At 72.3% G+C, this 19255-nt stretch carries 20 protein-coding genes, 3 pseudogenes and 1 riboswitch; of the genes and pseudogenes, 14 read left to right on the top strand and 9 right to left on the bottom strand.

From position 1 onward, the window contains the following. The 4 genes and pseudogenes from ACFSL4_RS17990 to ACFSL4_RS17975 form a co-directional block, all read right to left on the bottom strand. A pseudogene (locus ACFSL4_RS17990) lies at positions 1-215 on the bottom strand (urease accessory protein UreF); the annotation flags it as partial. Beyond that, a complete protein-coding gene (locus tag ACFSL4_RS17985; RefSeq protein WP_381083742.1) occupies positions 215-1936 on the bottom strand; it encodes an urease subunit alpha in 1722 nt (573 codons plus the stop codon). The pseudogene ACFSL4_RS17990 and the gene ACFSL4_RS17985, both read right to left, overlap by 1 nt. Then, the gene (locus tag ACFSL4_RS17980) at positions 1929-2240 is read right to left on the bottom strand and encodes an urease subunit beta (RefSeq protein ID WP_381083740.1); all 312 of its coding nucleotides are present in this window, start codon (positions 2238-2240) and stop codon (positions 1929-1931) included. The genes ACFSL4_RS17985 and ACFSL4_RS17980 overlap by 8 nt, the downstream gene beginning before the upstream one ends. Before the next feature lie 15 nt (positions 2241-2255). Continuing rightward, positions 2256-2558, bottom strand: coding sequence for an urease subunit gamma (locus ACFSL4_RS17975; RefSeq protein WP_381083738.1), 303 nt, complete (start codon positions 2556-2558; stop codon positions 2256-2258). Between the two features lie 157 nt (positions 2559-2715). Between ACFSL4_RS17975 and ACFSL4_RS17970 the strand changes: the two are divergent. Next, positions 2716-2975, top strand: a pseudogene (locus ACFSL4_RS17970) (ABC transporter permease); the annotation flags it as partial. A gap of 347 nt (positions 2976-3322) precedes the next feature. On the opposite strand, the gene ACFSL4_RS17965 reads toward ACFSL4_RS17970, so the two are convergent. Continuing rightward, positions 3323-3598, bottom strand: coding sequence for a type II toxin-antitoxin system Phd/YefM family antitoxin (locus ACFSL4_RS17965; protein WP_381083736.1), 276 nt, complete (start codon positions 3596-3598; stop codon positions 3323-3325). A 161-nt stretch (positions 3599-3759) separates the two neighbouring features. Between ACFSL4_RS17965 and ACFSL4_RS17960 the strand changes: the two genes are divergently transcribed. The 4 genes from ACFSL4_RS17960 (at position 3760) to ACFSL4_RS17945 (ending at position 6401) form a co-directional block, all read left to right on the top strand. Continuing rightward, positions 3760-4395: an ATP-dependent Clp protease proteolytic subunit gene (locus ACFSL4_RS17960; protein ID WP_381083734.1), complete on the top strand. Its 636-nt coding sequence runs from the start codon at positions 3760-3762 to the stop codon at positions 4393-4395. Between the two features lie 7 nt (positions 4396-4402). Continuing rightward, entirely contained in the window at positions 4403-4708 is a 306-nt protein-coding gene (locus ACFSL4_RS17955; protein ID WP_381083732.1) for a hypothetical protein, read from the top strand. A 404-nt stretch (positions 4709-5112) separates the two neighbouring features. After that, positions 5113-5308, top strand: a riboswitch (cyclic di-AMP (ydaO/yuaA leader). A 3-nt stretch (positions 5309-5311) separates the two neighbouring features. Beyond that, positions 5312-5785 (top strand): C40 family peptidase, encoded by a 474-nt coding sequence (locus ACFSL4_RS17950; RefSeq protein WP_381083730.1) that lies wholly within the window; start codon positions 5312-5314, stop codon positions 5783-5785. 79 nt (positions 5786-5864) lie between these two features. Continuing rightward, positions 5865-6401, top strand: coding sequence for a DUF6328 family protein (locus tag ACFSL4_RS17945; protein WP_381083728.1), 537 nt, complete (start codon positions 5865-5867; stop codon positions 6399-6401). Positions 6402-6592: 191 nt separating this feature from the next. Here ACFSL4_RS17945 and ACFSL4_RS17940 read toward each other — a convergent pair whose 3' ends face one another. Beyond that, on the bottom strand, positions 6593-7051 hold the full coding sequence (locus ACFSL4_RS17940) for an ATP-binding protein (RefSeq protein ID WP_381083726.1): 459 nt from the start codon (positions 7049-7051) through the stop codon (positions 6593-6595). 249 nt (positions 7052-7300) lie between these two features. On the opposite strand from ACFSL4_RS17940, the gene ACFSL4_RS17935 reads away from it, so the two are divergent. Further along, on the top strand, positions 7301-8161 hold the full coding sequence (locus tag ACFSL4_RS17935; protein ID WP_381083724.1) for a helix-turn-helix domain-containing protein: 861 nt from the start codon (positions 7301-7303) through the stop codon (positions 8159-8161). A gap of 9 nt (positions 8162-8170) precedes the next feature. Further along, a complete protein-coding gene (locus ACFSL4_RS17930) occupies positions 8171-8395 on the top strand; it encodes a DUF397 domain-containing protein (RefSeq protein WP_381083722.1) in 225 nt (74 codons plus the stop codon). Positions 8396-8539: 144 nt separating this feature from the next. On the opposite strand, the gene ACFSL4_RS17925 is transcribed toward ACFSL4_RS17930, so the two are convergent. Then, positions 8540-9667, bottom strand: coding sequence for an 8-amino-7-oxononanoate synthase (locus ACFSL4_RS17925; protein ID WP_381083720.1), 1128 nt, complete (start codon positions 9665-9667; stop codon positions 8540-8542). Positions 9668-9813: 146 nt separating this feature from the next. Here ACFSL4_RS17925 and bioB point away from each other — a divergent pair, with 146 nt between their 5' ends. The 4 genes from bioB (at position 9814) to ACFSL4_RS17905 (ending at position 13874) form a co-directional block, all read left to right on the top strand. Next, positions 9814-11058 (top strand): biotin synthase BioB, encoded by a 1245-nt coding sequence (bioB, locus tag ACFSL4_RS17920; RefSeq protein ID WP_381083718.1) that lies wholly within the window; start codon positions 9814-9816, stop codon positions 11056-11058. Beyond that, a complete protein-coding gene (locus tag ACFSL4_RS17915) occupies positions 11051-12331 on the top strand; it encodes an adenosylmethionine--8-amino-7-oxononanoate transaminase (RefSeq protein ID WP_381083717.1) in 1281 nt (426 codons plus the stop codon). The genes bioB and ACFSL4_RS17915 overlap by 8 nt, the downstream gene beginning before the upstream one ends. 1 nt (position 12332) lies before the next feature. Continuing rightward, entirely contained in the window at positions 12333-13049 is a 717-nt protein-coding gene (bioD, locus tag ACFSL4_RS17910; RefSeq protein ID WP_381083715.1) for a dethiobiotin synthase, read from the top strand. 138 nt (positions 13050-13187) lie between these two features. Next, entirely contained in the window at positions 13188-13874 is a 687-nt protein-coding gene (locus ACFSL4_RS17905; protein WP_381083713.1) for a class I SAM-dependent methyltransferase, read from the top strand. 56 nt (positions 13875-13930) lie between these two features. Here ACFSL4_RS17905 and ACFSL4_RS17900 read toward each other — a convergent pair whose 3' ends face one another. Together ACFSL4_RS17900 and ACFSL4_RS17895 are read right to left on the bottom strand one after the other, a co-directional pair. After that, a complete protein-coding gene (locus ACFSL4_RS17900; RefSeq protein WP_381083711.1) occupies positions 13931-14305 on the bottom strand; it encodes a fic family toxin-antitoxin system, toxin component in 375 nt (124 codons plus the stop codon). A gap of 4 nt (positions 14306-14309) precedes the next feature. Next, positions 14310-14558, bottom strand: coding sequence for a toxin-antitoxin system HicB family antitoxin (locus tag ACFSL4_RS17895; protein ID WP_381083709.1), 249 nt, complete (start codon positions 14556-14558; stop codon positions 14310-14312). 241 nt (positions 14559-14799) lie between these two features. On the opposite strand from ACFSL4_RS17895, the gene ACFSL4_RS17890 reads away from it, so the two are divergent. From ACFSL4_RS17890 to ACFSL4_RS17880, 3 genes and pseudogenes are all read left to right on the top strand, one after another. After that, positions 14800-15609 carry an ABC transporter ATP-binding protein gene (locus tag ACFSL4_RS17890; protein WP_381083707.1) on the top strand — a complete coding sequence of 270 codons (810 nt, stop codon included), beginning with the start codon at positions 14800-14802 and terminating at the stop codon, positions 15607-15609. A 7-nt stretch (positions 15610-15616) separates the two neighbouring features. Beyond that, positions 15617-18184, top strand: coding sequence for an ABC transporter permease (locus tag ACFSL4_RS17885; protein ID WP_381083705.1), 2568 nt, complete (start codon positions 15617-15619; stop codon positions 18182-18184). Positions 18185-18366: 182 nt separating this feature from the next. Beyond that, positions 18367-19247: pseudogene (locus ACFSL4_RS17880) on the top strand (ABC transporter ATP-binding protein); the annotation flags it as partial. Positions 19248-19255 lie beyond the last annotated feature (8 nt).

The following is a 19255-nucleotide window of genomic DNA, read 5'->3' as shown; positions in this document are numbered from 1 at the left end:
TCCAGTGCGACAGGGTCCATGCCCAGGACCGCCGCCGCAGCCAGCGACGCGGACACCAGTCCCGCGGTGTGCAGCCGACCACGGCAGAACTCCCGCAACCCCGCCGCCCCGGTGATCCGCCCGGCGCGGACGGCCGCCTCGGCCCCGCCGGAGTGCGCGTGCCCTCCGGCGGGGAAGCGGCCGTCGGCCAGGACCAGAAGTGCCGCCCTGGACATCAGAAGAGGAAGTACCGCTGGGCCATGGGCAGTTCGGCGGCGGGTTGCGCCTCGACCAGTTCGCCGTCGATGTGCACGGCGAAGCTGTCCGGGTCGACCCGCACCCGCGGGCGGGCGTCGTTCTCGCGCATGTCCGCCTTGGTGACACCGCGCGTCGACTCGATGGCCACGAACCTCTTCCCGAGCGCGAGCCGCTCCGCCAGCCCGTCCTCGATCGCCTGCGGCGCCACGAAGTTGACCGAGTTGGCGGCCGGCGCCCGCCCGCTCGCCCCGTACATCGGCCGCGGCAGGATCGGCTGCGGGGTGGGGATCGACGCGTTGGCGTCGCCCATCTGCGCGTACGCGATCTGCCCGCCCTTGAGGACGAGGTGCGGCCTGACCCCGAAGAACGCGGGCTCCCACAGCACGAGATCGGCGAGTTTGCCGGTCTCCACGGAGCCGATCTCATGGGCGAGGCCCTGCGCCAGCGCCGGATTGATCGTGTACTTGGCGACATAGCGACGCACACGGTGGTTGTCCGCCCGCTCGTCACCCGGCAGCGCGCCCCGGCGCCGCTTCATCACGTGCGCCGTCTGCCAGGTCCGCATGACGACCTCGCCGATGCGCCCCATGGCCTGGGAGTCGGACGAGATGATCGAGATGGCGCCGAGGTCGTGCAGGATGTCCTCGGCCCCGATCGTGGAGGGCCGGATCCGCGACTCGGCGAACGCCAGGTCCTCCGGGACGGCAGGATTCAGATGGTGGCACACCATCAGCATGTCGAGGTGTTCCTCGGCGGTGTTGACGGTGAACGGCCGGGTCGGGTTGGTGGAGCTGGGCAGCACGTGCGGCTCGGACACCACGGTCATGATGTCCGGCGCGTGCCCGCCGCCCGCGCCCTCGGTGTGGTAGGCGTGGATGCCACGGCCGTTGATCGCGGCGAGCGTGTCGCCCACGAACCCGGCCTCGTTGAGGGTGTCCGAGTGAAGGGCGACCTGGACGCCGGTGCGGTCGGCGACGGTCAGGGCGGCATCGATGACGGCGGGCGTGGAGCCCCAGTCCTCGTGCAGTTTGAGGCCGACGGCGCCGCCGCGGATCTGGGAGAGCAGCGCCTCGTGCGAGACGGTGTTGCCCTTGCCGAGGAGACCGACGTTGAGCGGGTGTCCCTCCATCGCCTCCAGCATCCGCGCCAGGTGCCAGGGCCCGGGTGTCACGGTGGTCGCCTTCGAGCCCTCGGCCGGTCCGGTGCCACCCCCGATCAGCGTGGTGATGCCCGCGGCGAGCGCCTCGTCGGCGATCTGCGGGCAGATGAAGTGGACGTGCGCGTCGATGGCCCCGGCGGTGACGATCCGCCCGTTGCCTGCGATGACCTCCGTCTCCGGCCCGATCACCAGAGCGGGGTGGACCCCGTCCATGGTGTCCGGGTTGCCGGCCTTGCCGAGGGCGCTGATACGGCCGTCGCGGATGCCTATGTCGGCCTTGACCACGCCCCAGTGATCGACGACGACCGCGCCGGTGACGACGGTGTCGGGAGTCCCCTCCGCGCGTGTGGCGCGCGACTGCCCCATGGATTCACGGATGACCTTGCCGCCGCCGAACACCGCCTCGTCACCGGCGCGTCCCGGCCCGCCGCAGCGGTCCTCCTCGATCTCGACGATCAGGTCGGTGTCGGCGAGCCGGATGCGGTCCCCGGTGGTCGGGCCGAACAGGTCGGCGTAGGCGGCACGCGAGATCTCAGGCATCGAGGGCACCTCCGGTCTCACCGCGCAGCCCGGGCACCACACGGGCCCCGGTGAGCGCAACGAGTTCGACGTCGACGGGAATCCCCGGCTCGAAGCGCACGGCGGTGCCGGCGGCGATGTTCAGCCGCTTGCCGCGCGCGGCGGCACGGTCGAAGTCCAGAGCGGGGTTGGCCTCGGCGAAGTGGTAGTGGGAACCGACCTGGACGGGCCGGTCGGCGGCGTTGAGCACGGTCAGCCGGGTGACCTCGCGGCCCTCGTTGTACACGACGGGCCCCTTCGCGAACAGGATCTCTCCAGGGATCATGGCGTCCTCCTCCCGTCAGACGATCGGATCGTGGACGGTGACGAGCTTGGTGCCGTCCGGGAAGGTCGCCTCGACCTGGACGTCGTGGATCATCTCGGGGACGCCCTCCATGACGTCGTCCCGGGCGAGCACCGTGCGCCCGGAGGCCATCAGTTCGGCGACCGTACGGCCGTCCCGCGCGCCTTCGAGGATGTGTGACGTGATGAGCGCGACCGCCTCGGGGTGGTTGAGCCTGAGTCCGCGGGCCCGGCGCCTCTCGGCCACGTCGGCCGCCACGTGGATCAGCAGCCTCTCCTGCTCGTGCGGGGTCAGATGCACGTCCCACCTCACAGTCCTCGCTCCGGACCGTGCGGGGTCCGGTTGCCGCGGCCACGGGCGAAGTCCCTGGTGGCGTGGAGGGGCAGGCTAGTTGGAGCGGGTTTCGGGCGCGTTAACCGGGCTGTGTCCCGCGCCGCGGCCGAAGCGGCGGCCGGCGTTCGCCAGGGCGGCCTCCGCACCGCGGGTGCTGCCCGAGCCGGCCGGGCGATCGGTCAGTGGCTGCCACGGCGCGCCGACGCGTCCCTGCTGCGGTCGGTGGCCTTCTTCGACGGCGCGGCCGCGACCGGTCCCGCCCTGACGCCAGCCTGGTGGGCGGCGTCGGGTCTGCGCGCGGTACTGCCCAGGAGTGCGGTCCGGCTGGCGACGGCGCGGTCCGCGCCGCGTTCCACCGCCCCGTCAGCGGCGGCATCCGCCTGAACGAGGAGGCCGGGGGTGCCGCGGTCCGCCTCCGCGGGCGGACGCGGTGGCTACGGGCCGGGGGCAGGAAGGCGGCCGGCCCCAGACGGACGCAGCGGTGACCTGGACCGGGCGCCGGGCACGCCCGGAGCCCGCCGTCGCCGAGCCCATCGAGAACGCCGCGCGTTGTACCAGGCTTCATCGTCCTGCGCACCGGGGTCGCCGTGGCGCCGACCCTGTTCGGGCTGGACAAGTTCGCCACAGGGCTGAGGGCCACGCCGGGCACGAACAGCGAGGGGGCGGGTGAGCAGCGGGGCCCACCCGCCCCCTCGTCCGCGCGCGACGACGTACCCGGCAGGCGACGGCCGTCAGGACCTGCCGGACCCCCGGTGCTCGGCGGCGATACCGAAGCGCTGCCGCTCACGCGGGGCGGAGGCGACCTCACGCACGGTGGAGACGGAGCTGACCACCTGCTCCTCCGCCGCGTCGAGTTCGGCGAGCCGCTCGAGGTCGGCGGCGGAGACCAGGGCGACGAGAGGCTTTCCGTGCCGCGTCACGACGACGCGTTCGCCGCCGTACACCACGCGGTTGATCAGATCGGCGAGCTCAGCCCTGGCTTGCGTCACCGGAATCTCGTAGGCCATGTGGTCCAGCTTAGACCGCGGCCTTGACACGTCTCTTCGAGCGGAAGATCCCGCTCTGGCCCCTGACACGGCACCCCCGTTCGCTCTCAGCATTCCCGCACTCCGACAGAACGTACGTCCTGTACATTTTTTACAGAATCGATTCCGAGGAGGCGCAAGCCATGACCCGACCGTCCGCCCGCCATGTCCTGCCCGAGTTCACCGAAGGCACCGGCTACGGACGGCGGACCCTTGACCCGTACGCGAAGCTCCTGGACGAGCGGATCGTGTTCCTGGGAACGCCGATCGACGACACGTCGGCGAACGACGTGATGGCGCAGTTCATGCATCTGGAGTACCTGGACCCGGACCGCGACATCTCGCTGTACATCAACTCCCCCGGCGGCTCGTTCACTGCCATGACCGCGGTCTACGACACGATGCAGTACGCCAGTTGCGACGTGGAGACGGTCTGCCTCGGCCAGGCGGCGTCGGCCGCGGCGGTGCTGCTCGCCGGAGGCGCGCCGGGCAAGCGGCTCGCGCTCCCCGGTGCGCGCGTGCTGATCCACCAGCCGTCCCTGCCGGAGCCCGTGCGGGGACAGGCCGCCGATCTGGCCGTCCAGGCGGAGGAGTTGACGCGCACCCGCAGGTGCCTGGAGGAGATGCTGGCACGGCACACGGGGCACACCCCGCAACGCATCGCCGCCGACATCGAGCGGGACACCGTCCTCGACTCCCGCGCCGCGGTGGCGTACGGGCTGGTCGACCGCGTCGTTCCCAGCCGCAAGACCTCGCGCACCACGCCCGGCGCGAGGTGAGCCACCGATGCTGCCGCCCGAACTCCCCCCGCTGCCGGCGCTGACCCACGCGGAGGCCGAGTTGATCGACCGTTACCTCGATGTCGTCGACCTGCTCGGCCGTGTCAACCCCGCGCACTCCGGTGACACCTACCGGGGACTGCGCGCAGCCCAGGCCCTGGTGGGCAAGGCGACGGCCCTGCGCGACGCGCTGACGCTGATGCACCTGCGCGGGGAGCACGAACTGCACGGCCCCACCCTCGCCCGCGCCCTGCGCGTCCTCGACGGCGAACGCCGCACGGGCCGCGTCGCTCTGCCGCCCGGAGCGGACTGAGCCGATTCCCCCGGCGCCTCCGGGGGAATCGGCGGACAACGGCCTCGCGCCCCGGGCCGGAAGGGTGAGCCGGACGGACCGCTCCGCAGGCATGCCGGACGGACGGCCGTCCGTCCGGCGCGGCTCAAACGGGCCAAATGGCTTACCCCAGACCGGAGTAGACACGGCTCCGGCCTCAGGCCCGCAGGAGTCGCGCAACACGGCTGCCCGCAGGGCGCGAGGCAGGACTCCGATGCAGGTCGGGGCCTGGTTCACGTCCTCAACTTCCGCCGAAAAGAGACCTGTCCACCCGAACGAGTGAGTGGTGAGTAACGCCACAAATCACCGATTCCATTGTGATTTTCGGACCCCGGTAGGTGAAGATCCCTTCCTGACGACAAGCCCCCGCCACCGCGGCGGGGCGGTTTGGGCGGACGCCGAGTCCTGCCGCCGCCCGGACGACCGGTCGACAGGAGTGGATCGGCAGGAGTGGAGGACCCGGTAAGGCGGGCCACCGGAGAGATCCGGACGGTCCTTGGGGTGAAGCCGCGCGAGCGGCCGGGCTACTTCGCCAGTCCGAATCCGACAGGTCATCCTTCACAGGCGGCTGACGAAGGGTTGCGCATGACTGCGTTCAATCGTGTCCCGTCGCTGCTGACCCGGGCCGGCACCGCCTCGGCCCTCACCCTCGCCGCCGTCGGCGGCGGCATCGCCGTCCCCGGCGTCGCCACCGACGCGGCCGCCGTGACACCGGCCACGAAGGCCCTCCGGGCCGCGGCGTCGAAGAAGGGGGCCCCGTACAAGTGGGGTGCCACCGGACCTCGCCGCTTCGACTGCTCCGGGCTCACGCTCTACGCCTACAAGAAGGCAGGCAAGAAACTGCCCCGCACGGCCGCGGCGCAGTACAACAAGACGCACCACGTCTCGTCCTCGCACCGCAGGGCCGGAGACCTGGTGTTCTTCCACTCCGGCCGGAACATCTACCACGTCGGCATCTACGCCGGGAAGGGAAAGATCTGGCACTCGCCGAGGACCGGGGACGTGGTCAGGCTCCAGAAGATCTGGACGAAGAGCGTCTGGTACGGACGGGTGAGCTGATGCGGCCGGCGGGGCGACGGCCCGCTGCGCCGTCGCCCCGCCGTGGCGTGACCAGGGCCGCAACGGGAACTCGTGCACCATGGCCGACCGAGCTCCCTACCAGGCGCGGCACGAGACTCCCCTGGAACGCGCCGACCGCAACTTCGCCGAACTGCTGCAGGAACTGCGCGTCACCCAGACCGGGGTCCAGATCCTGTTCGCGTTCCTGCTGACCCTGGCCTTCACCCCGCGTTTCCCGTCCCTGGACACGGTCCAGCGCGTCATCTACGTCACGACGCTGCTCGTCTCCGCGCTGGCCGCGGCCCTGTTCACGGCGCCCGCCGCGCTGCACCGCTCGCTCTTCCAGCAGAACGCCAAGCCCGCCATCGTGCGGGTCTCCTCCCGTCTCGCCACGATCGGGATGGGCGTACTGATGCTGGCGCTCACCGGCTCGGTGCTCCTGGTGGTGGATGTGTCGCTCGGCCGGGCCGCCGGCATCGCCGCGGGCGCGGGGACGTTCCTCGTCTGCGTGGGCCTGTGGCGCGTCCTGCCCTGGCTGCTGCGGCGCGGGCTCCTCACGGCACCACGGAATCACGGAGCGGGAGCGGACCGGGACGGGCCGGAGCGCTCCCGGTGACCGCCGCGCGGGCCGCGGGCGGTGCGGAGGAGGTGCCGCCGGGGCCCGGGCGCCCTGCGCGGCGTCCCGGTCGCCCACCACACCGGCGAGGCTGCCCGCGCCCGACGCCTTCCGCGTGCCGCCGCGCGGGGCCTTCGGACGGGTGGCGGAGCCCACCTGTGTCTGAGGGCGCGGACCGGGCCGCCGCGCCGTCACGGCTCCTGCTGCCCTCCCGCCGCGACGGACTGGACCCGCGTGGTCCACGGAAGTTCGATCGCGACCGTCTTGCCGCCCTCCCGGGTGGGCCGCACACTCACCTTGCCGCCGTACTCCGCGGTCAGCCAGCGGATGATCACCATGCCGCGGCCGTTGTCCTGCTGCACGGCGGCGGGCAGCCGTTTCGGGAAGCGGGGATGGCTGTCGGTGACGCCGATGCGGAGTAACTCGTCGCGGTCGAGCGCGAGGTCGACCGTGAACGTGGGCGACTGCCCGAAGGTGTGCTGCACGGCGTTGGTGGTCAGTTCGGAGACGATGAGGCGTACGGTATCGGCGACCTCGGAGTTCCTCGGCAGGCCCCATTCGGCGAGGATGTCGGCGACATATGTTCGAGCCACGGAGACCGAGGCGGGATCGCTCGGCAGAGTGACGGATGCTTCCTGATGATCTGCCATGGCGACGTCGTCCCTTTCCCACGGGACCGGAGTCCGACACGGAGCGGTTGGTTTCCGGTGCGGTCCCGGACTTGGTGCTGCGCGCCAGACTGCCATCACCAGGGCTCTCCCGGGTGCGTTCCCCCGGGATATGCATATATCTGTCGCCCGAAGCGGTGAACTCTCCGACGACCGAGCGTATTTGGGCCGGGCCCCGGCCCATCCTCTACCGTCGCCGTGAAACCGCGCGCCGTGCGGAGGGAGCCGCCCATGCAATACGGACCAGCGGTGCGCCGCCGCAAGCTCGGCGCCGAACTGCGCGCCCTGCGTGCCCGGTCGGGTCTCACAAGCGGCGCGGCGGCCGCGCTCGTCGGCTGGCACCAGTCGAAGGTGAGCCGGATCGAGACGGGCGCCAGCGGCGTCAAGCCGGCCGACGTACGGCTGCTGTTGGACGCGTACGCCGTCGAGGACCCCGAACTGCGCGAACTGCTGCTGGTGTTGGCGGGCTCGGAGGACGGCGGCGGCCGGCAGAACTGGTGGCACGCGTATCGCGGGGTGCTGCCGCCGGCCTACCGCGACTTCATCAGCCTGGAGTCGCAGGCCTGCGCGATGCGGACACTGGAGACCTCGGTGGTGCCGGGGCTGCTGCAGACGCCCGAGTATGCGCGGGCGGTGACGCGCGCCGCCGTCGGCACGCTGGAGGAGGCCAAGCTGGACACGCTGGTGGAGGTGCGGCTGGCCCGGCAGGAAGTGCTGCGTTCGGATCCTCCGCTGCGGCTGAGCGCCGTCCTGGACGAGGCGGTGCTGCACCGGGAGGTCGGCGGACCTGAGGTCATGACCCGCCAGCTGAGGCGGCTCCTGGACGCCGCCGCGCTGCCTCACGTGCGGCTCCAGGTCCTGCCGTTCGCCGCCGGGGCGCACATCGGCATCACCGGACCTTTCGTTATCTTCTCATTTCCGAGCAGATCTGATCTGGACGTGGTTGTTCTAGACCACTTGACGAGTAGCCTCTATCTCGAACGGGAAGAAGACCTTCAGGCCTACAGCGAGGCCTTCAACTCGCTTCGGATCCACGCACTTTCACCCGAGGAATCGTTGGAGTGCATCGCCGCGTTGGCCGGCGCTGCGTAAGGAGGCATCATGTCAGCACCGCCTCGGCATATCCCTTCGAGTGCGTCCCTGCACGGCGTGCGGTGGCTGCGCAGCAGTCGCAGTACGGGAATGAACAACTGTGTCGAGACCGCCCGTCCGGGCCCGGGGCCCTGGGCCGGGCTGGTGGCCGTGCGCGACTCCAAGAACGTGGCCGGGCCGGCCCTGTTCTTCACCCCCGGCACCTGGAAGGAGTTCCTGGACGGACTGGACTGATCGATTTCCGGGGCGGGGTCGGTCGCACGCCGTTCCGCGGCCGCGGTCGATGTCAATTCCCGGATGAATATTCCCCGCACCGCTGCGGACGAGTCATATCCGTTCACAGCCGTATGACGCTCGGTGCACGGCCGTTCCGCCGACTCACGGCCGCGTCTCGCCGATCACGCGTACGGCGTGCTCTGTCTGCCCGTCCGTGAGATCCGCACGGGCGGTCAGTCGCAGCCGTGAGACACCGTCGGGCACCGACGGCGGCCGGAAACAGCCGACGGCGACTCCCGCCGCCCGGCAGTCGGCCGCCCACCGCACGGCCTGCTCGGGGGAGGGCGCGCGCACGGAGACGACGGCGGCATCCGGCCGTACCGCCTCATGACCCTCGGCCGTGAGGCGGGCGTGCAGGGCCGTCGCCACCGCGCGCGCCCGCTCGGCACGCTCCGGCTCACGGCGCAGCAGGCGCAGGGCCGCGAGCGCGGCACCCGCCGCCGCCGGGGCCAGCCCGGTGTCGAAGATGAACGTCCTGGCCGCGTTGACCAGATGGTCGATCACACGCGCCGGGCCCAGCACCGCGCCACCCTGGCTGCCCAGCGACTTCGACAGCGTCACCGTCACCACCACGTCCGGCGCGCCCGCGAGCCCCGCCGCGTGCGGGGCGCCCCGGCCCCCGGCCCCGAGGACGCCGAGCCCGTGCGCGTCGTCGACGAGCAGGCCGGCGTCGGACTTCCGGCAGACGGCGGCCAGTTCGGCCAGCGGGGCGGCATCGCCGTCCACCGAGAAGACGGTGTCCGAGACGACGACGGCGGGTCCCGGCCGGGTCCCGAGGACCTTGCGCACGGCCTCGGGGTCGGCGTGCGCGACCACCTGGGTGGTGCCGCGGGCGAGCCGGCAGCCGTCGATCAGCGAGGCGTGGTTGCCCGCGTCGGAGACGATCAGGGAACCGTGCGGCGCGAGCGCGGTGACCGCGGCGAGGTTGGCCGCGTACCCGGAGGAGAAGACGAGGGCCGCCTCGAAGCCGCAGAAGCCGGCCAGCTCGCGCTCCAACTCGGTGTGCAGCTCGGTGGTGCCGGTGACCAGGCGGGAGCCGGTCGCGCCGCCGCCCCACGCCCGGGCCGCCCGCGCGGCGCCCTCGGTGATCTCCGGGTGGCGGGCCAGGCCCAGGTAGTCGTTGCTCGCGAGATCGAGGAGCGGGGAGTCGGCGGAACGCGGGCGCAGGGTGCGCACGAGCCCCGCCCGGCGGCGCGCGCCCGCCTGCTCGTCGATCCAGCCGAACACCATCGGTCCTCCAGGCTTTTGTAGGCAGTGCACAGACCCTAGCGGGAGGGCCTGCCACCCAGGGTGTGGCAATACCCACACGTCGAACCGTGTCCGTTGTGTGGTCCCTCCTTGGCCCGGGGCGGCCGAGTAGGACAGGATCGGCTCTCATGGACCTGCTGAACACCCTGGTGGACAAGGGGCTACGGCGCGAACCGCCGACCCGCGAGGAAGCTCTGGCCGTCCTCGACACTTCCGACGACGACCTGCTCGATGTCGTGGCCGCGGCCGGCAAGGTACGCCGCCACTGGTTCGGCCGACGGGTGAAACTCAACTATCTCGTCAACCTGAAGTCCGGCCTGTGCCCCGAGGACTGTTCCTACTGTTCCCAGCGGCTCGGCTCGAAGGCCGACATCCTGAAGTACACCTGGCTCAAGCCGGACGAGGCGTCGAAGGCCGCCGCGGCGGGCGTCGCGGGCGGCGCCAAGCGCGTCTGCCTGGTGGCGAGCGGCCGCGGGCCCACGGACCGGGACGTGGACCGGGTCTCCGACACCATCAAGACGATCAAGGACCAGAACGAGGGCGTCGAGGTGTGCGCCTGCCTCGGCCTGCTCTCCGACGGCCAGGCCGAGCGGCTGCGCGCGGCGGGCGCGGACGCCTACAACCACAACCTGAACACGTCCGAGGCGACCTACGGGGACATCACCAGCACCCACACCTACGCCGACCGGGTCGACACGGTGCACAAGGCGCACGACGCCGGCCTGTCGGCCTGCTCCGGCCTGATCGCGGGCATGGGTGAGAGCGACGAGGACCTGGTCGACGTCGTCTTCTCACTGCGGGCGCTGGACCCCGACTCGGTCCCGGTCAACTTCCTGATCCCCTTCGAGGGCACCCCGCTCGCCAAGGAGTGGAACCTCACCCCGCAGCGGTGTCTGCGGATCCTGGCGATGGTGCGGTTCGTGTGCCCGGACGTCGAGGTACGCCTCGCGGGCGGCCGGGAGGTCCACCTCCGTACGATGCAGCCGCTGGCCCTGCACCTGGCCAACTCGATCTTCCTGGGCGACTATCTGACGAGTGAGGGCCAGGCGGGCCGGGCGGACCTGGAGATGATCGCGGACGCCGGATTCGAGGTGGAGGGCGCGGACCGGGTCACGCTCCCGGAGCACCGCGCGGCGTCCGGCGGGTGCGGGTCGCACGAGGACGCCGGCTGCGGATCGCACGAGGACGGCGCCGGGTGCGGATCACACGAGGGCGTCGGGTGCGGGTCGCACCGGGACGACGCCGGGTGCGGGTCCCACGAGGGCGCCGGGTTGTGCGATTCCGCGGCCGTGCCGCCCGTGAGCGAGCCCCGTACGGACCTTGTCGCCGTGCGCCGCCGGGGCGCGGGAACGGACCTCGCGCCCAATGCGTGATCCGTCCGTGGACGAACTGCTGGCGCTCGACCGGCAGCACGTCTGGCACCCGTACGGCCCCATGCCCGGCCGCCAGGAGCCGCTCGTCGTGGAGTCGGCGAGCGGGGTGAGGCTGCGTCTGGCCGACGGTTCGGACGAGTTGGTGGACGGCATGTCGTCCTGGTGGTCGGCGATCCACGGCTACAACCACCCGGTGCTCAACGAGGCCGCGCAGGAGCAGCTGGGGCGGATGAGCCATGTGATGTTCGGCGGGCTCACCCACGAGCCCGCCGTCCGGCTGGCGAAGCTCCTCGTCGACATCTCGCCCGCCGGTCTGGAGCACGTCTTCCTCGCGGACTCGGGCTCGGTGGCCGTCGAGGTCGCGGTCAAGATGTGCCTGCAGTACTGGCGCTCGCTGGGCCGGCCCGCCAAGCACCGGCTGCTGACCTGGCGCGGCGGCTACCACGGCGACACCTGGCAGCCGATGTCCGTGTGCGACCCCGAGGGCGGCATGCACGAGCTGTGGCGGGGCGTCCTGCCCCGGCAGCTGTTCGCCGAGGCGCCCCCGGCCGGCTACGACGAGGCGTACGCCGACCGTCTGCGCGACATGGTCGAACGCCACGCGGACGAACTGGCCGCGGTGATCGTCGAGCCGGTTGTGCAGGGGGCCGGCGGGATGCGGTTCCACTCCCCCGCCTATCTGCGGGTGCTGCGCGAGGCGTGCGACGCGCATGACGTGCTGCTCGTCTTCGACGAGATCGCGACCGGGTTCGGGCGCACGGGCGCGCTGTTCGCCGCGGACCACGCGGCGGTGACACCGGACGTGATGTGTGTGGGCAAGGCGCTGACCGGCGGCTACCTGACCATGGCGGCGACGCTGTGCACACCGCGGGTGGCCGACGGGATCTCCCGGGGCGAGGTGCCGGTGCTCGCCCACGGTCCCACCTTCATGGGCAACCCGCTGGCGGCCGCCGTGGCCTGCGCCTCGGTGGGGCTGCTGCTCGGCCAGGACTGGCAGGCGGAGGTCAAGCGGATCGAGGCGGGCCTCAAGGCGGGGCTCGCGGAGGCGGCGGACCTGCCCGGGGTGCGCGAGGTGCGGGTCCTCGGCGCCATCGGTGTCGTCCAGCTGGACCACGAGGTGGACATGGCGGCGGCGACGAGGGCCGCGGTGCGCGAGGGCGTGTGGCTGCGGCCGTTCCGCGACCTCGTCTACACGATGCCGCCGTACGTGACCGGCGACGCGGATGTGGCACGGATCGCCCGCGCGGTGTGCGCGGCGGCGCGGGAGGGCTGACATGCCGGTTCTGGTGATCACGGGGACCGGCACGGAGGTCGGCAAGACGGTCACGACCGCCGCCGTCGCGGCGGTCGCCGTCGCCGCGGGACGGTCGGTGGCCGTGCTCAAGCCCGCGCAGACGGAGGTGGGACCCGGCGAACGCGGTGACGCCGGGGAGGTGGCCCGGCTCTCGGGCGCCGTGACGACGTGTGAACTGGCCCGGTACCCGGATCCGCTGGCACCCGCGACGGCGGGGCGGCGCGCCGGGCTGCCGCCGGTGCGGCCGCGCGAGATGGCGGAGGCCGCCGCCAAGCTGGCCGTCGAGCACGACCTCGTCCTCGTCGAGGGCGCCGGCGGACTGCTCGTACGGTTCGACGAGGAGGGCGGCACCCTGGCGGACGCGGCGCGGCTGCTGCGGGCGCCGGTGCTCGTGGTCGCGTCGGCGGGCCTCGGCACCCTGAACACGACCGAGCTGACGGCGCGGGAACTGCGGCACCGGGGGCTGCACCCGGCCGGTGTCGTCATCGGCAGCTGGCCCGCCGCGGCCGATCTCGCGTCGCGGTGCAACCTTGCCGACCTTCCGCTGGTGGCCGGGGCACCACTGCTCGGCGCGCTGCCCGCGGGAGCCGGGGCCCACGAACCCGCCGGCTTCCGGGCCGCCGCGCCTTCCTGGCTGGCGCCCCGGCTGGGCGGGACATGGGACGCACAGGAGTTCGCGTCGGCGTACGCGCCGTAGGGACGGCAGCGCTCGCCCCGCCCGGACGGCCGGGGCGGGATGGCCCCGCGCGTCCCCGCCCCGGCGAGCGGGGGACGGATGCGCGGGGCCTTCTTGGGGGAGACTCCGGGCAAGGTCCGTCCAGCCCGGGAGGCGCCCATGCCGCTTCGGTCCGCCCGCCCCCGCTCCATGTCGCGGGGCTGCGTGCACCATCCCTTCTTCGCCCGCTGCTACGCCCGGGTCAGCGTCGCGGCCGAGTCACGCGCCGGCATGGGCGCCGTACGGGAGCGGCTGCTCGCCGGACTCTCCGGCCGGGTGATCGAGATCGGCGCGGGCAACGGCCTGAACTTCGCCCACTACCCGCGCACCGTCTCGGAGGTCGTCGCGATCGAACCCGAGCGGCTGCTGCGGCAGATGGCCGTCGAGGCGGCCCTGCGCGCGGACGTTCCGGTGGATGTGGTGCCGGGGGCGGCGGAGGCGCTGCCGGTCAAGAGCGAGGCGTTCGACGCGGCGGTCCTCTCGCTGGTGCTGTGCAGCGTCCGGGACGTTCCGCGGGCCCTCGGCGAGCTGCAACGCGTGCTGCGGCCCGGCGGCGAGCTGCGGTACTTCGAGCACGGGGCCGGCGGCGGCGTGCTCATGCGCTCCGCGCAGCGCGTCCTGGACCGCACGGTGTGGCCCCCGCTCAGCGGCGGCTGCCACCTCTCCCGCGAGCCGGTCGCGGCCCTGCGCGACGCCGGGTTCGAGCTGGGCTCCCATCGCCGGCTGCTGATGCCGGAGAAGGGACCGCGACTGCCGACGTCGTACTGCGTGCTGGGCACCGCCTGGCGGCCCGGCTCCCAGGAGTAGTCACGAGCGGCCGGGGAACGGCCGCGCAGCCGTCCCCGTGCGGCGCGGGGCGGGGGTCACAGACACCACTGCCGCAGCTCCCGGGCGATCTCGTGCACCGATGCCTCACCGCTCTTGACCAGCCGGGCGAGGTCACGCACCCGCTCGGGCGAGATGGCCACCTTGAGACCGCTGGCGACCAGGTAGGCGTAGGCGACCGCGGACGCGAACAGCGCGTTGGAGCGCTCCAGCGCCGGCACGTGGAGCAGAAGCTGGAGCAGGGCGGCGGCGCGGATGTGCGGGGTGTCGTAGACGGGGACGCCGAATATCTCCGCCTCGTGCCGGCTGACCGCGGCGACGAGCGCGCCCCAGTCGGTGACCTGGGGATCTCCGGGCGTCTTCTGTTCGGCGACCATCAGCAGCCAGGCGAGGTCGATCCTGAGATCGCTCAACGGATCAGCGACGCCCCTCGGCGCAGGGCTCGCCGGAGCCCTCGCGGGCACCGAACTCCTCGGCGAAGACGGACTCGTACTGCTTCATGAAGTCGGCGGCGGCCTCGACGAACGTGTGGCCGGCCTCCCCGGTGTCCTGCCGGACCAGTTCCTCGATGTAACGGTTGACGCTCATGCCGCGCTCCAGAGCTCGCTCGCGGGCGGCGCGGGCGGTGTCCTCGTCCACCCTCACGTTCAGCTGGGTCTTCGCCATCCATTGACGCTAGCGCGGACACGCTAGCACAGGCAAGGGGGGCGAAGGCCACCGCCGGGGCCCCGGCGCACACCTCCACCGCAGGGTGGAGAATGCCCCCTACACCGGTATCGCAGGCCCGACCTGTGAGGGAGACGCGCCTGGACCTGTGGTGGATACCTGCCGCGCCGGGCGCCCCATTAGGCTCGGCCGGACACGAGAAGACAAGGGCGTGGGGACGTCCACGACGGAGGAGGCGGTCTTGTCCACTGCTGCTGCCGAGCAAGCCCCTGGCCGCGCGGAAGCGGACGGGTTCGCCGCCCGCGCCCGGGGCCTGACGAAGGCGTACGGCTCGGGCGAGACGACGGTGCTCGCCCTTGACGGGGTGGACGTGGACATCGCGCGCGGCCGCTTCACCGCGGTCATGGGCCCCTCGGGCTCGGGGAAGTCCACGCTCATGCACTGCCTGGCGGGACTGGACACCGTTTCGTCCGGTCAGGTGTGGCTCGGCGACACCGAGATCACGGGTCTGAAGGACCGCGAGCTGACCCGGCTGCGCCGGGACCGCATCGGCTTCATGTTCCAGTCCTTCAACCTGATCCCGACGCTCAACGCGGCCGAGAACATCACGCTCCCCATGGACATCGCGGGTCAGAAACCCGACCAGGAGTGGCTGGACCAGGTGATCGACGCGCTCGGGCTGCGGCAGCGGCTCAAGCACCGGCCCTCGCAGTTGTCCGGCGGTCAGCAGCAGCGCGTGGCCTGCGCCCGGGCGCTCGCCTCGCGTCCCGAGCTGATCTTCGCCGACGAGCCGACGGGCAACCTCGACTCCCGGGCGGGGCTCGAGGTGCTGGGCTTTCTGCGCAGGGCCGTCGACGAGCTGGGGCAGACCGTCGTCATGGTCACCCACGACCCGGGTGCGGCGGCCCGCTCCGACCTGGTGTTGTTCCTTGCGGACGGACGGATCGTGGACCGGATGGAGCAGCCGACGGCCGAGGCCGTGCTGGAACGCATGAAGCGCTTCGACACCGTGCGGGCGGCCGCCGGCGACACGGCCCGGGCCGAGGACTGAGGCAACCGTGCTGAAGGCGACGCTGCGCAGCTTCCTCGCGCACAAGGGACGGCTGATGCTCTCGGCCCTGGCCGTCCTGCTGTCCGTGGCGTTCGTCGCGGGCAGCCTGATCTTCTCCGACACGGTCACCCGGACCTTCGACCGGCTGTTCGCCTCCACGGCGGCCGACGTCACCATCAGCCCCAAGGAGGACCTCGCCTCACGGGTCCCGTCCGGGGCGACCGACACCCTCCCGGCGGCGCTGGCCGCCCGGGTGGCCAGGGTCGACGGCGTCGCGGCCACCCACGTGGACACCGTCGTCCAGAACATCACGGTCGTCGACCGCGACAACGATCCCGTGAGCCCGACCACCGGCGCACCCACCATCGCCAGGAACTGGTACGTCACCGACCGCAGCCCGGTGAAGCTCACGTCCGGGCACGCACCGCGGGGCGCGGGCGAGGTGCTGCTGGACGCGGACACCGCACGGCACAAGCACGTACGGATCGGCGACACGCTGACGGTGCTCGCCCGGCCCGGCTCGTTCCGGGTGCGGGTCGTCGGGATCGCCACCTTCACGACCACCAATCCGGGCGCGGCCCTGGTCTACCTGGACACCCCGACCGCCCAGACCAGGCTGCTGGGCGACGCCGGTCTGGCCACCGCCATCTCCGTCGACGCGGCGCCCGGTGTCGACGACGCCCGGCTCAAGCAGCGGATCGCCGCGGAACTCGGCTCCCCTGCCTACGACCTGAAGACCGCGAGCGAACAGGCCAAGTCCGACACCGACCGGCTCGGCGCGTTCCTCGACGTGATCAAGTACGTGATGCTGGGCTTCGCCGGGATCGCCGTACTCGTGGGCGTGTTCCTCATCGTCAACACGTTCTCCATGCTCATCGCCCAGCGCACCCGTGAACTGGGCCTGCTGCGCGCTCTGGGCGCCGACCGGCGCCAGGTGCGCCGCTCCGTGCTGACGGAGGCGCTGCTGCTCGGCCTGGTCGGCTCGACGCTCGGCCTCGCCGCCGGGATCGGGCTCGCGGCCGGGCTCATCCGCCTGATGAGCGTCTTCGGTATGAACATCAAGTCCACCGAGATGGTGATCGGCTGGGCGACGCCCGTCGCGGCGTACGTCGTCGGGGTCGGCGTCACCTTCGTCGCGGCCTACCTCCCGGCCCGGCGCGCGGCCGCCGTCTCCCCCATGGCGGCCCTGACGGACGCCGAAGTGGCCGGGGCGGGACGCCCGCTGAAGGTGCGCGCGGTGGCGGGCGCCGTCGTGGGCGCGCTGGGCGTGGCCGCGCTGGCCGGCTGCGCGCAGGCGACCAAGACCGCGTCGGCCGCCTCCCTGCTCGGGCTCGGTGTGGTCCTCACGCTCGTGGCGACCGTCATCGCGGGCCCCCTGCTGGTGCGGCCGGTGATCCGGGTGCTGGGCGGCGCCTTCCCCGCCCTGTTCGGCTCGATCGGGCGCATGAGCCAGCGCAACGCCCTGCGCAACCCGCGCCGCACCGGCGCCACCGCCTCGGCCCTGATGGTCGGGCTGGCCCTGGTGGGCGGGATGTCGGTGGCGAGCGCGTCCATGTCGGCATCCTTCGACCAGCAGATCGACAAGACGCTGGGCGCCGACTTCGTGGTGCAGAACGGCAACTTCCAGCCCTTCCCGCAGGAGGTCACCGGGAAGATCCGGGCCACGGACGGCGTCGGCCTCGTCGTGCGCCAGCGGTTCACCCCCGTCGCGGTACGGCTGCCGGACGGCGAGCGCGTCGAGACGACCGCCGCGGGCTACGATCCGCGGCTCGACGACGTCGCCCACATCACCTATGCGCAGGGGAACACCGCCGCCGCGCTCTCGGACGGCGCCCTCGCCATGGACGTGAAGTTCGCGAAGGAGCACGGCGTCCGCGTCGGCAGCACCCTCCCCGTGCAGTTCCCGGCCGGACGCCACACCGAGCTGAGGGTGGCCGCGCTCACCGACCAGGGCGGCTCGGGCGGCTACGGCATGCGGGGCGGGCTCTTCTTCGGAATGGCGACGCTGCAGAAGTCCGTACCGGCCGGGCAGGACTCCGCGCTGTACGTGAACGCCGCGCCCGGTACGCCGAAGGACCGGCTGCGGTCCCGGCTGACGGCCGCCCTGGACCCGTATCCCCAGGTTCAGGTCCGCGACCAGGCCGACTACAAGAAGCTGGTGCACGACCAGATCGCGGTGCTGCTGTACCTGGTGTACGCGCTGCTCGGTCTGGCGATCGTCATCGCGGTCCTCGGCGTGGTCAACACCCTGGCGCTGTCGGTCGTCGAGCGCACCCGGGAGATCGGGCTGCTGCGCGCGATCGGGCTCGCCCGACGGCAGCTTCGCCGGATGATCCGGCTGGAGTCGGTGGTGATCGCCGTTTTCGGGGCCGTCCTCGGACTGGGACTGGGGCTCGTGTGGGGCGTGTGCACCCAGCAGGTGCTGGCCCTGCAGGGGATGAAGGCGCTGGCGATCCCGTGGGGGACCGTGGCCGCCGTCGTGGTGGGGTCGGCGGTCGTGGGTGTGGCGGCGGCCCTGCTGCCGGCGCTGCGCGCGTCGCGCATGAATGTGCTGGCGGCCATCGCACACGAGTGACGGAATCACGGCACGTGCTCAAGTCGCCTGTCCTTGGAGTGAGTTCCTGTCGCGTCCGTTCCGTTTCGGCGTCAATCTGCTCAGCGCCGCACCGGCCGGGCAGTGGCGGGCCAGGTGGCACACGGTCGAGGAGCTGGACCGGCTGCCCGGTTCCCCTGAGTTCCAGCCGCGGCCGGTGCAGCAACCAGATCTACCGCCGTCTGGAGAGCTCGATGACGGAGGCCGCGCAGTTCACCGAACTGCTGCTGACGCCGCCGACCGTGGTCGCCCCCCGTCGCCGGAGCCGCTGCTGTCCCTGGCCGCCGACGTCCGCTTCGAGCGGGTGACCTTCGCCCACGGGGGCGCGGAGCCGCTCTTCGAGGACCTCAACCTGGATGTGCCCAGCGGGACGAAGATCGGCCTCGTCGGTCGGTCCGGCGGCGGCAAGACCACGCTCACCCGGCTGCTGCTGCGGATGACGGACATCGACGCCGGCCGGATCCTGATCGGCGGTCAGGACATCAGCATGCTGCGCCAGGCCGACCTGCGCAGCCTGATCGCCTATGTGCCGCAGGACCCGGCGATGTTCCACCGCACGCTGCGGGACAACATCGCTTTCGCCCGGCCGAACGCCACCGACGTCGAGATCCGCCGCGCGGCCGAGGCGGCGCACGTCACGGAGTTCGCCGATGCGCTTCCGGACGGCTTCGACACCATGGTGGGCGAGCGTGGTGTGAAGCTGTCCGGTGGTCAGCGCCAGCGGGTGGCCATCGCCAGGGCCATCCTGCGCGACGCGCCGATCCTGCTGCTCGACGAGGCGACCAGCGCCCTGGACTCCGAGAGCGAGATCCTCGTCCAGCAGGCGCTGTGGCGGCTCATGGAGGGGCGGACGGCGCTCGTGGTGGCGCACCGGCTGAGCACGGTCACCGGCATGGACCAGCTCGTCGTCCTCGACCGCGGGCGGATCGTCGAGCAGGGCACGCACCAGGAACTGCTCGCCTCGGACGGCGCCTACGCGAAGCTGTGGCAGCACCAGTCAGGCGGCTTCCTCGACGGCACCCCCACGCGGGTGGACCTGCTCTGAACACGGCT

Origin of the sequence: Streptomyces caeni (assembly GCF_042678285.1) — a bacterium.
In the GTDB taxonomy this organism is placed as follows: Bacteria; Actinomycetota; Actinomycetes; order Streptomycetales; family Streptomycetaceae; genus Streptomyces; species Streptomyces caeni.
Note: the sequence above shows the minus strand (reverse complement) of the source record. Positions and strands in the feature narration are given on the sequence as shown.

What these genes read in the sequence shown, in the direction of transcription:
- ACFSL4_RS17985 (WP_381083742.1), bottom strand. Translation starts at nt 1,936, where the DNA reads ATGCCTGAGATCTCGCGTGCCGCCTACGCCGACCTGTTCGGCCCGACC.
- ACFSL4_RS17980 (WP_381083740.1), bottom strand. Translation starts at nt 2,240, where the DNA reads ATGATCCCTGGAGAGATCCTGTTCGCGAAGGGGCCCGTCGTGTACAAC.
- ACFSL4_RS17965 (WP_381083736.1), bottom strand. Translation starts at nt 3,598, where the DNA reads ATGGCCTACGAGATTCCGGTGACGCAAGCCAGGGCTGAGCTCGCCGAT.
- ACFSL4_RS17960 (WP_381083734.1), top strand. Translation starts at nt 3,760, where the DNA reads ATGACCCGACCGTCCGCCCGCCATGTCCTGCCCGAGTTCACCGAAGGC.
- ACFSL4_RS17955 (WP_381083732.1), top strand. Translation starts at nt 4,403, where the DNA reads ATGCTGCCGCCCGAACTCCCCCCGCTGCCGGCGCTGACCCACGCGGAG.
- ACFSL4_RS17950 (WP_381083730.1), top strand. Translation starts at nt 5,312, where the DNA reads ATGACTGCGTTCAATCGTGTCCCGTCGCTGCTGACCCGGGCCGGCACC.
- ACFSL4_RS17945 (WP_381083728.1), top strand. Translation starts at nt 5,865, where the DNA reads ATGGCCGACCGAGCTCCCTACCAGGCGCGGCACGAGACTCCCCTGGAA.
- ACFSL4_RS17940 (WP_381083726.1), bottom strand. Translation starts at nt 7,051, where the DNA reads ATGGCAGATCATCAGGAAGCATCCGTCACTCTGCCGAGCGATCCCGCC.
- ACFSL4_RS17935 (WP_381083724.1), top strand. Translation starts at nt 7,301, where the DNA reads ATGCAATACGGACCAGCGGTGCGCCGCCGCAAGCTCGGCGCCGAACTG.
- ACFSL4_RS17930 (WP_381083722.1), top strand. Translation starts at nt 8,171, where the DNA reads ATGTCAGCACCGCCTCGGCATATCCCTTCGAGTGCGTCCCTGCACGGC.
- ACFSL4_RS17925 (WP_381083720.1), bottom strand. Translation starts at nt 9,667, where the DNA reads ATGGTGTTCGGCTGGATCGACGAGCAGGCGGGCGCGCGCCGCCGGGCG.
- bioB (WP_381083718.1), top strand. Translation starts at nt 9,814, where the DNA reads ATGGACCTGCTGAACACCCTGGTGGACAAGGGGCTACGGCGCGAACCG.
- ACFSL4_RS17915 (WP_381083717.1), top strand. Translation starts at nt 11,051, where the DNA reads ATGCGTGATCCGTCCGTGGACGAACTGCTGGCGCTCGACCGGCAGCAC.
- bioD (WP_381083715.1), top strand. Translation starts at nt 12,333, where the DNA reads ATGCCGGTTCTGGTGATCACGGGGACCGGCACGGAGGTCGGCAAGACG.
- ACFSL4_RS17905 (WP_381083713.1), top strand. Translation starts at nt 13,188, where the DNA reads ATGCCGCTTCGGTCCGCCCGCCCCCGCTCCATGTCGCGGGGCTGCGTG.
- ACFSL4_RS17895 (WP_381083709.1), bottom strand. Translation starts at nt 14,558, where the DNA reads ATGGCGAAGACCCAGCTGAACGTGAGGGTGGACGAGGACACCGCCCGC.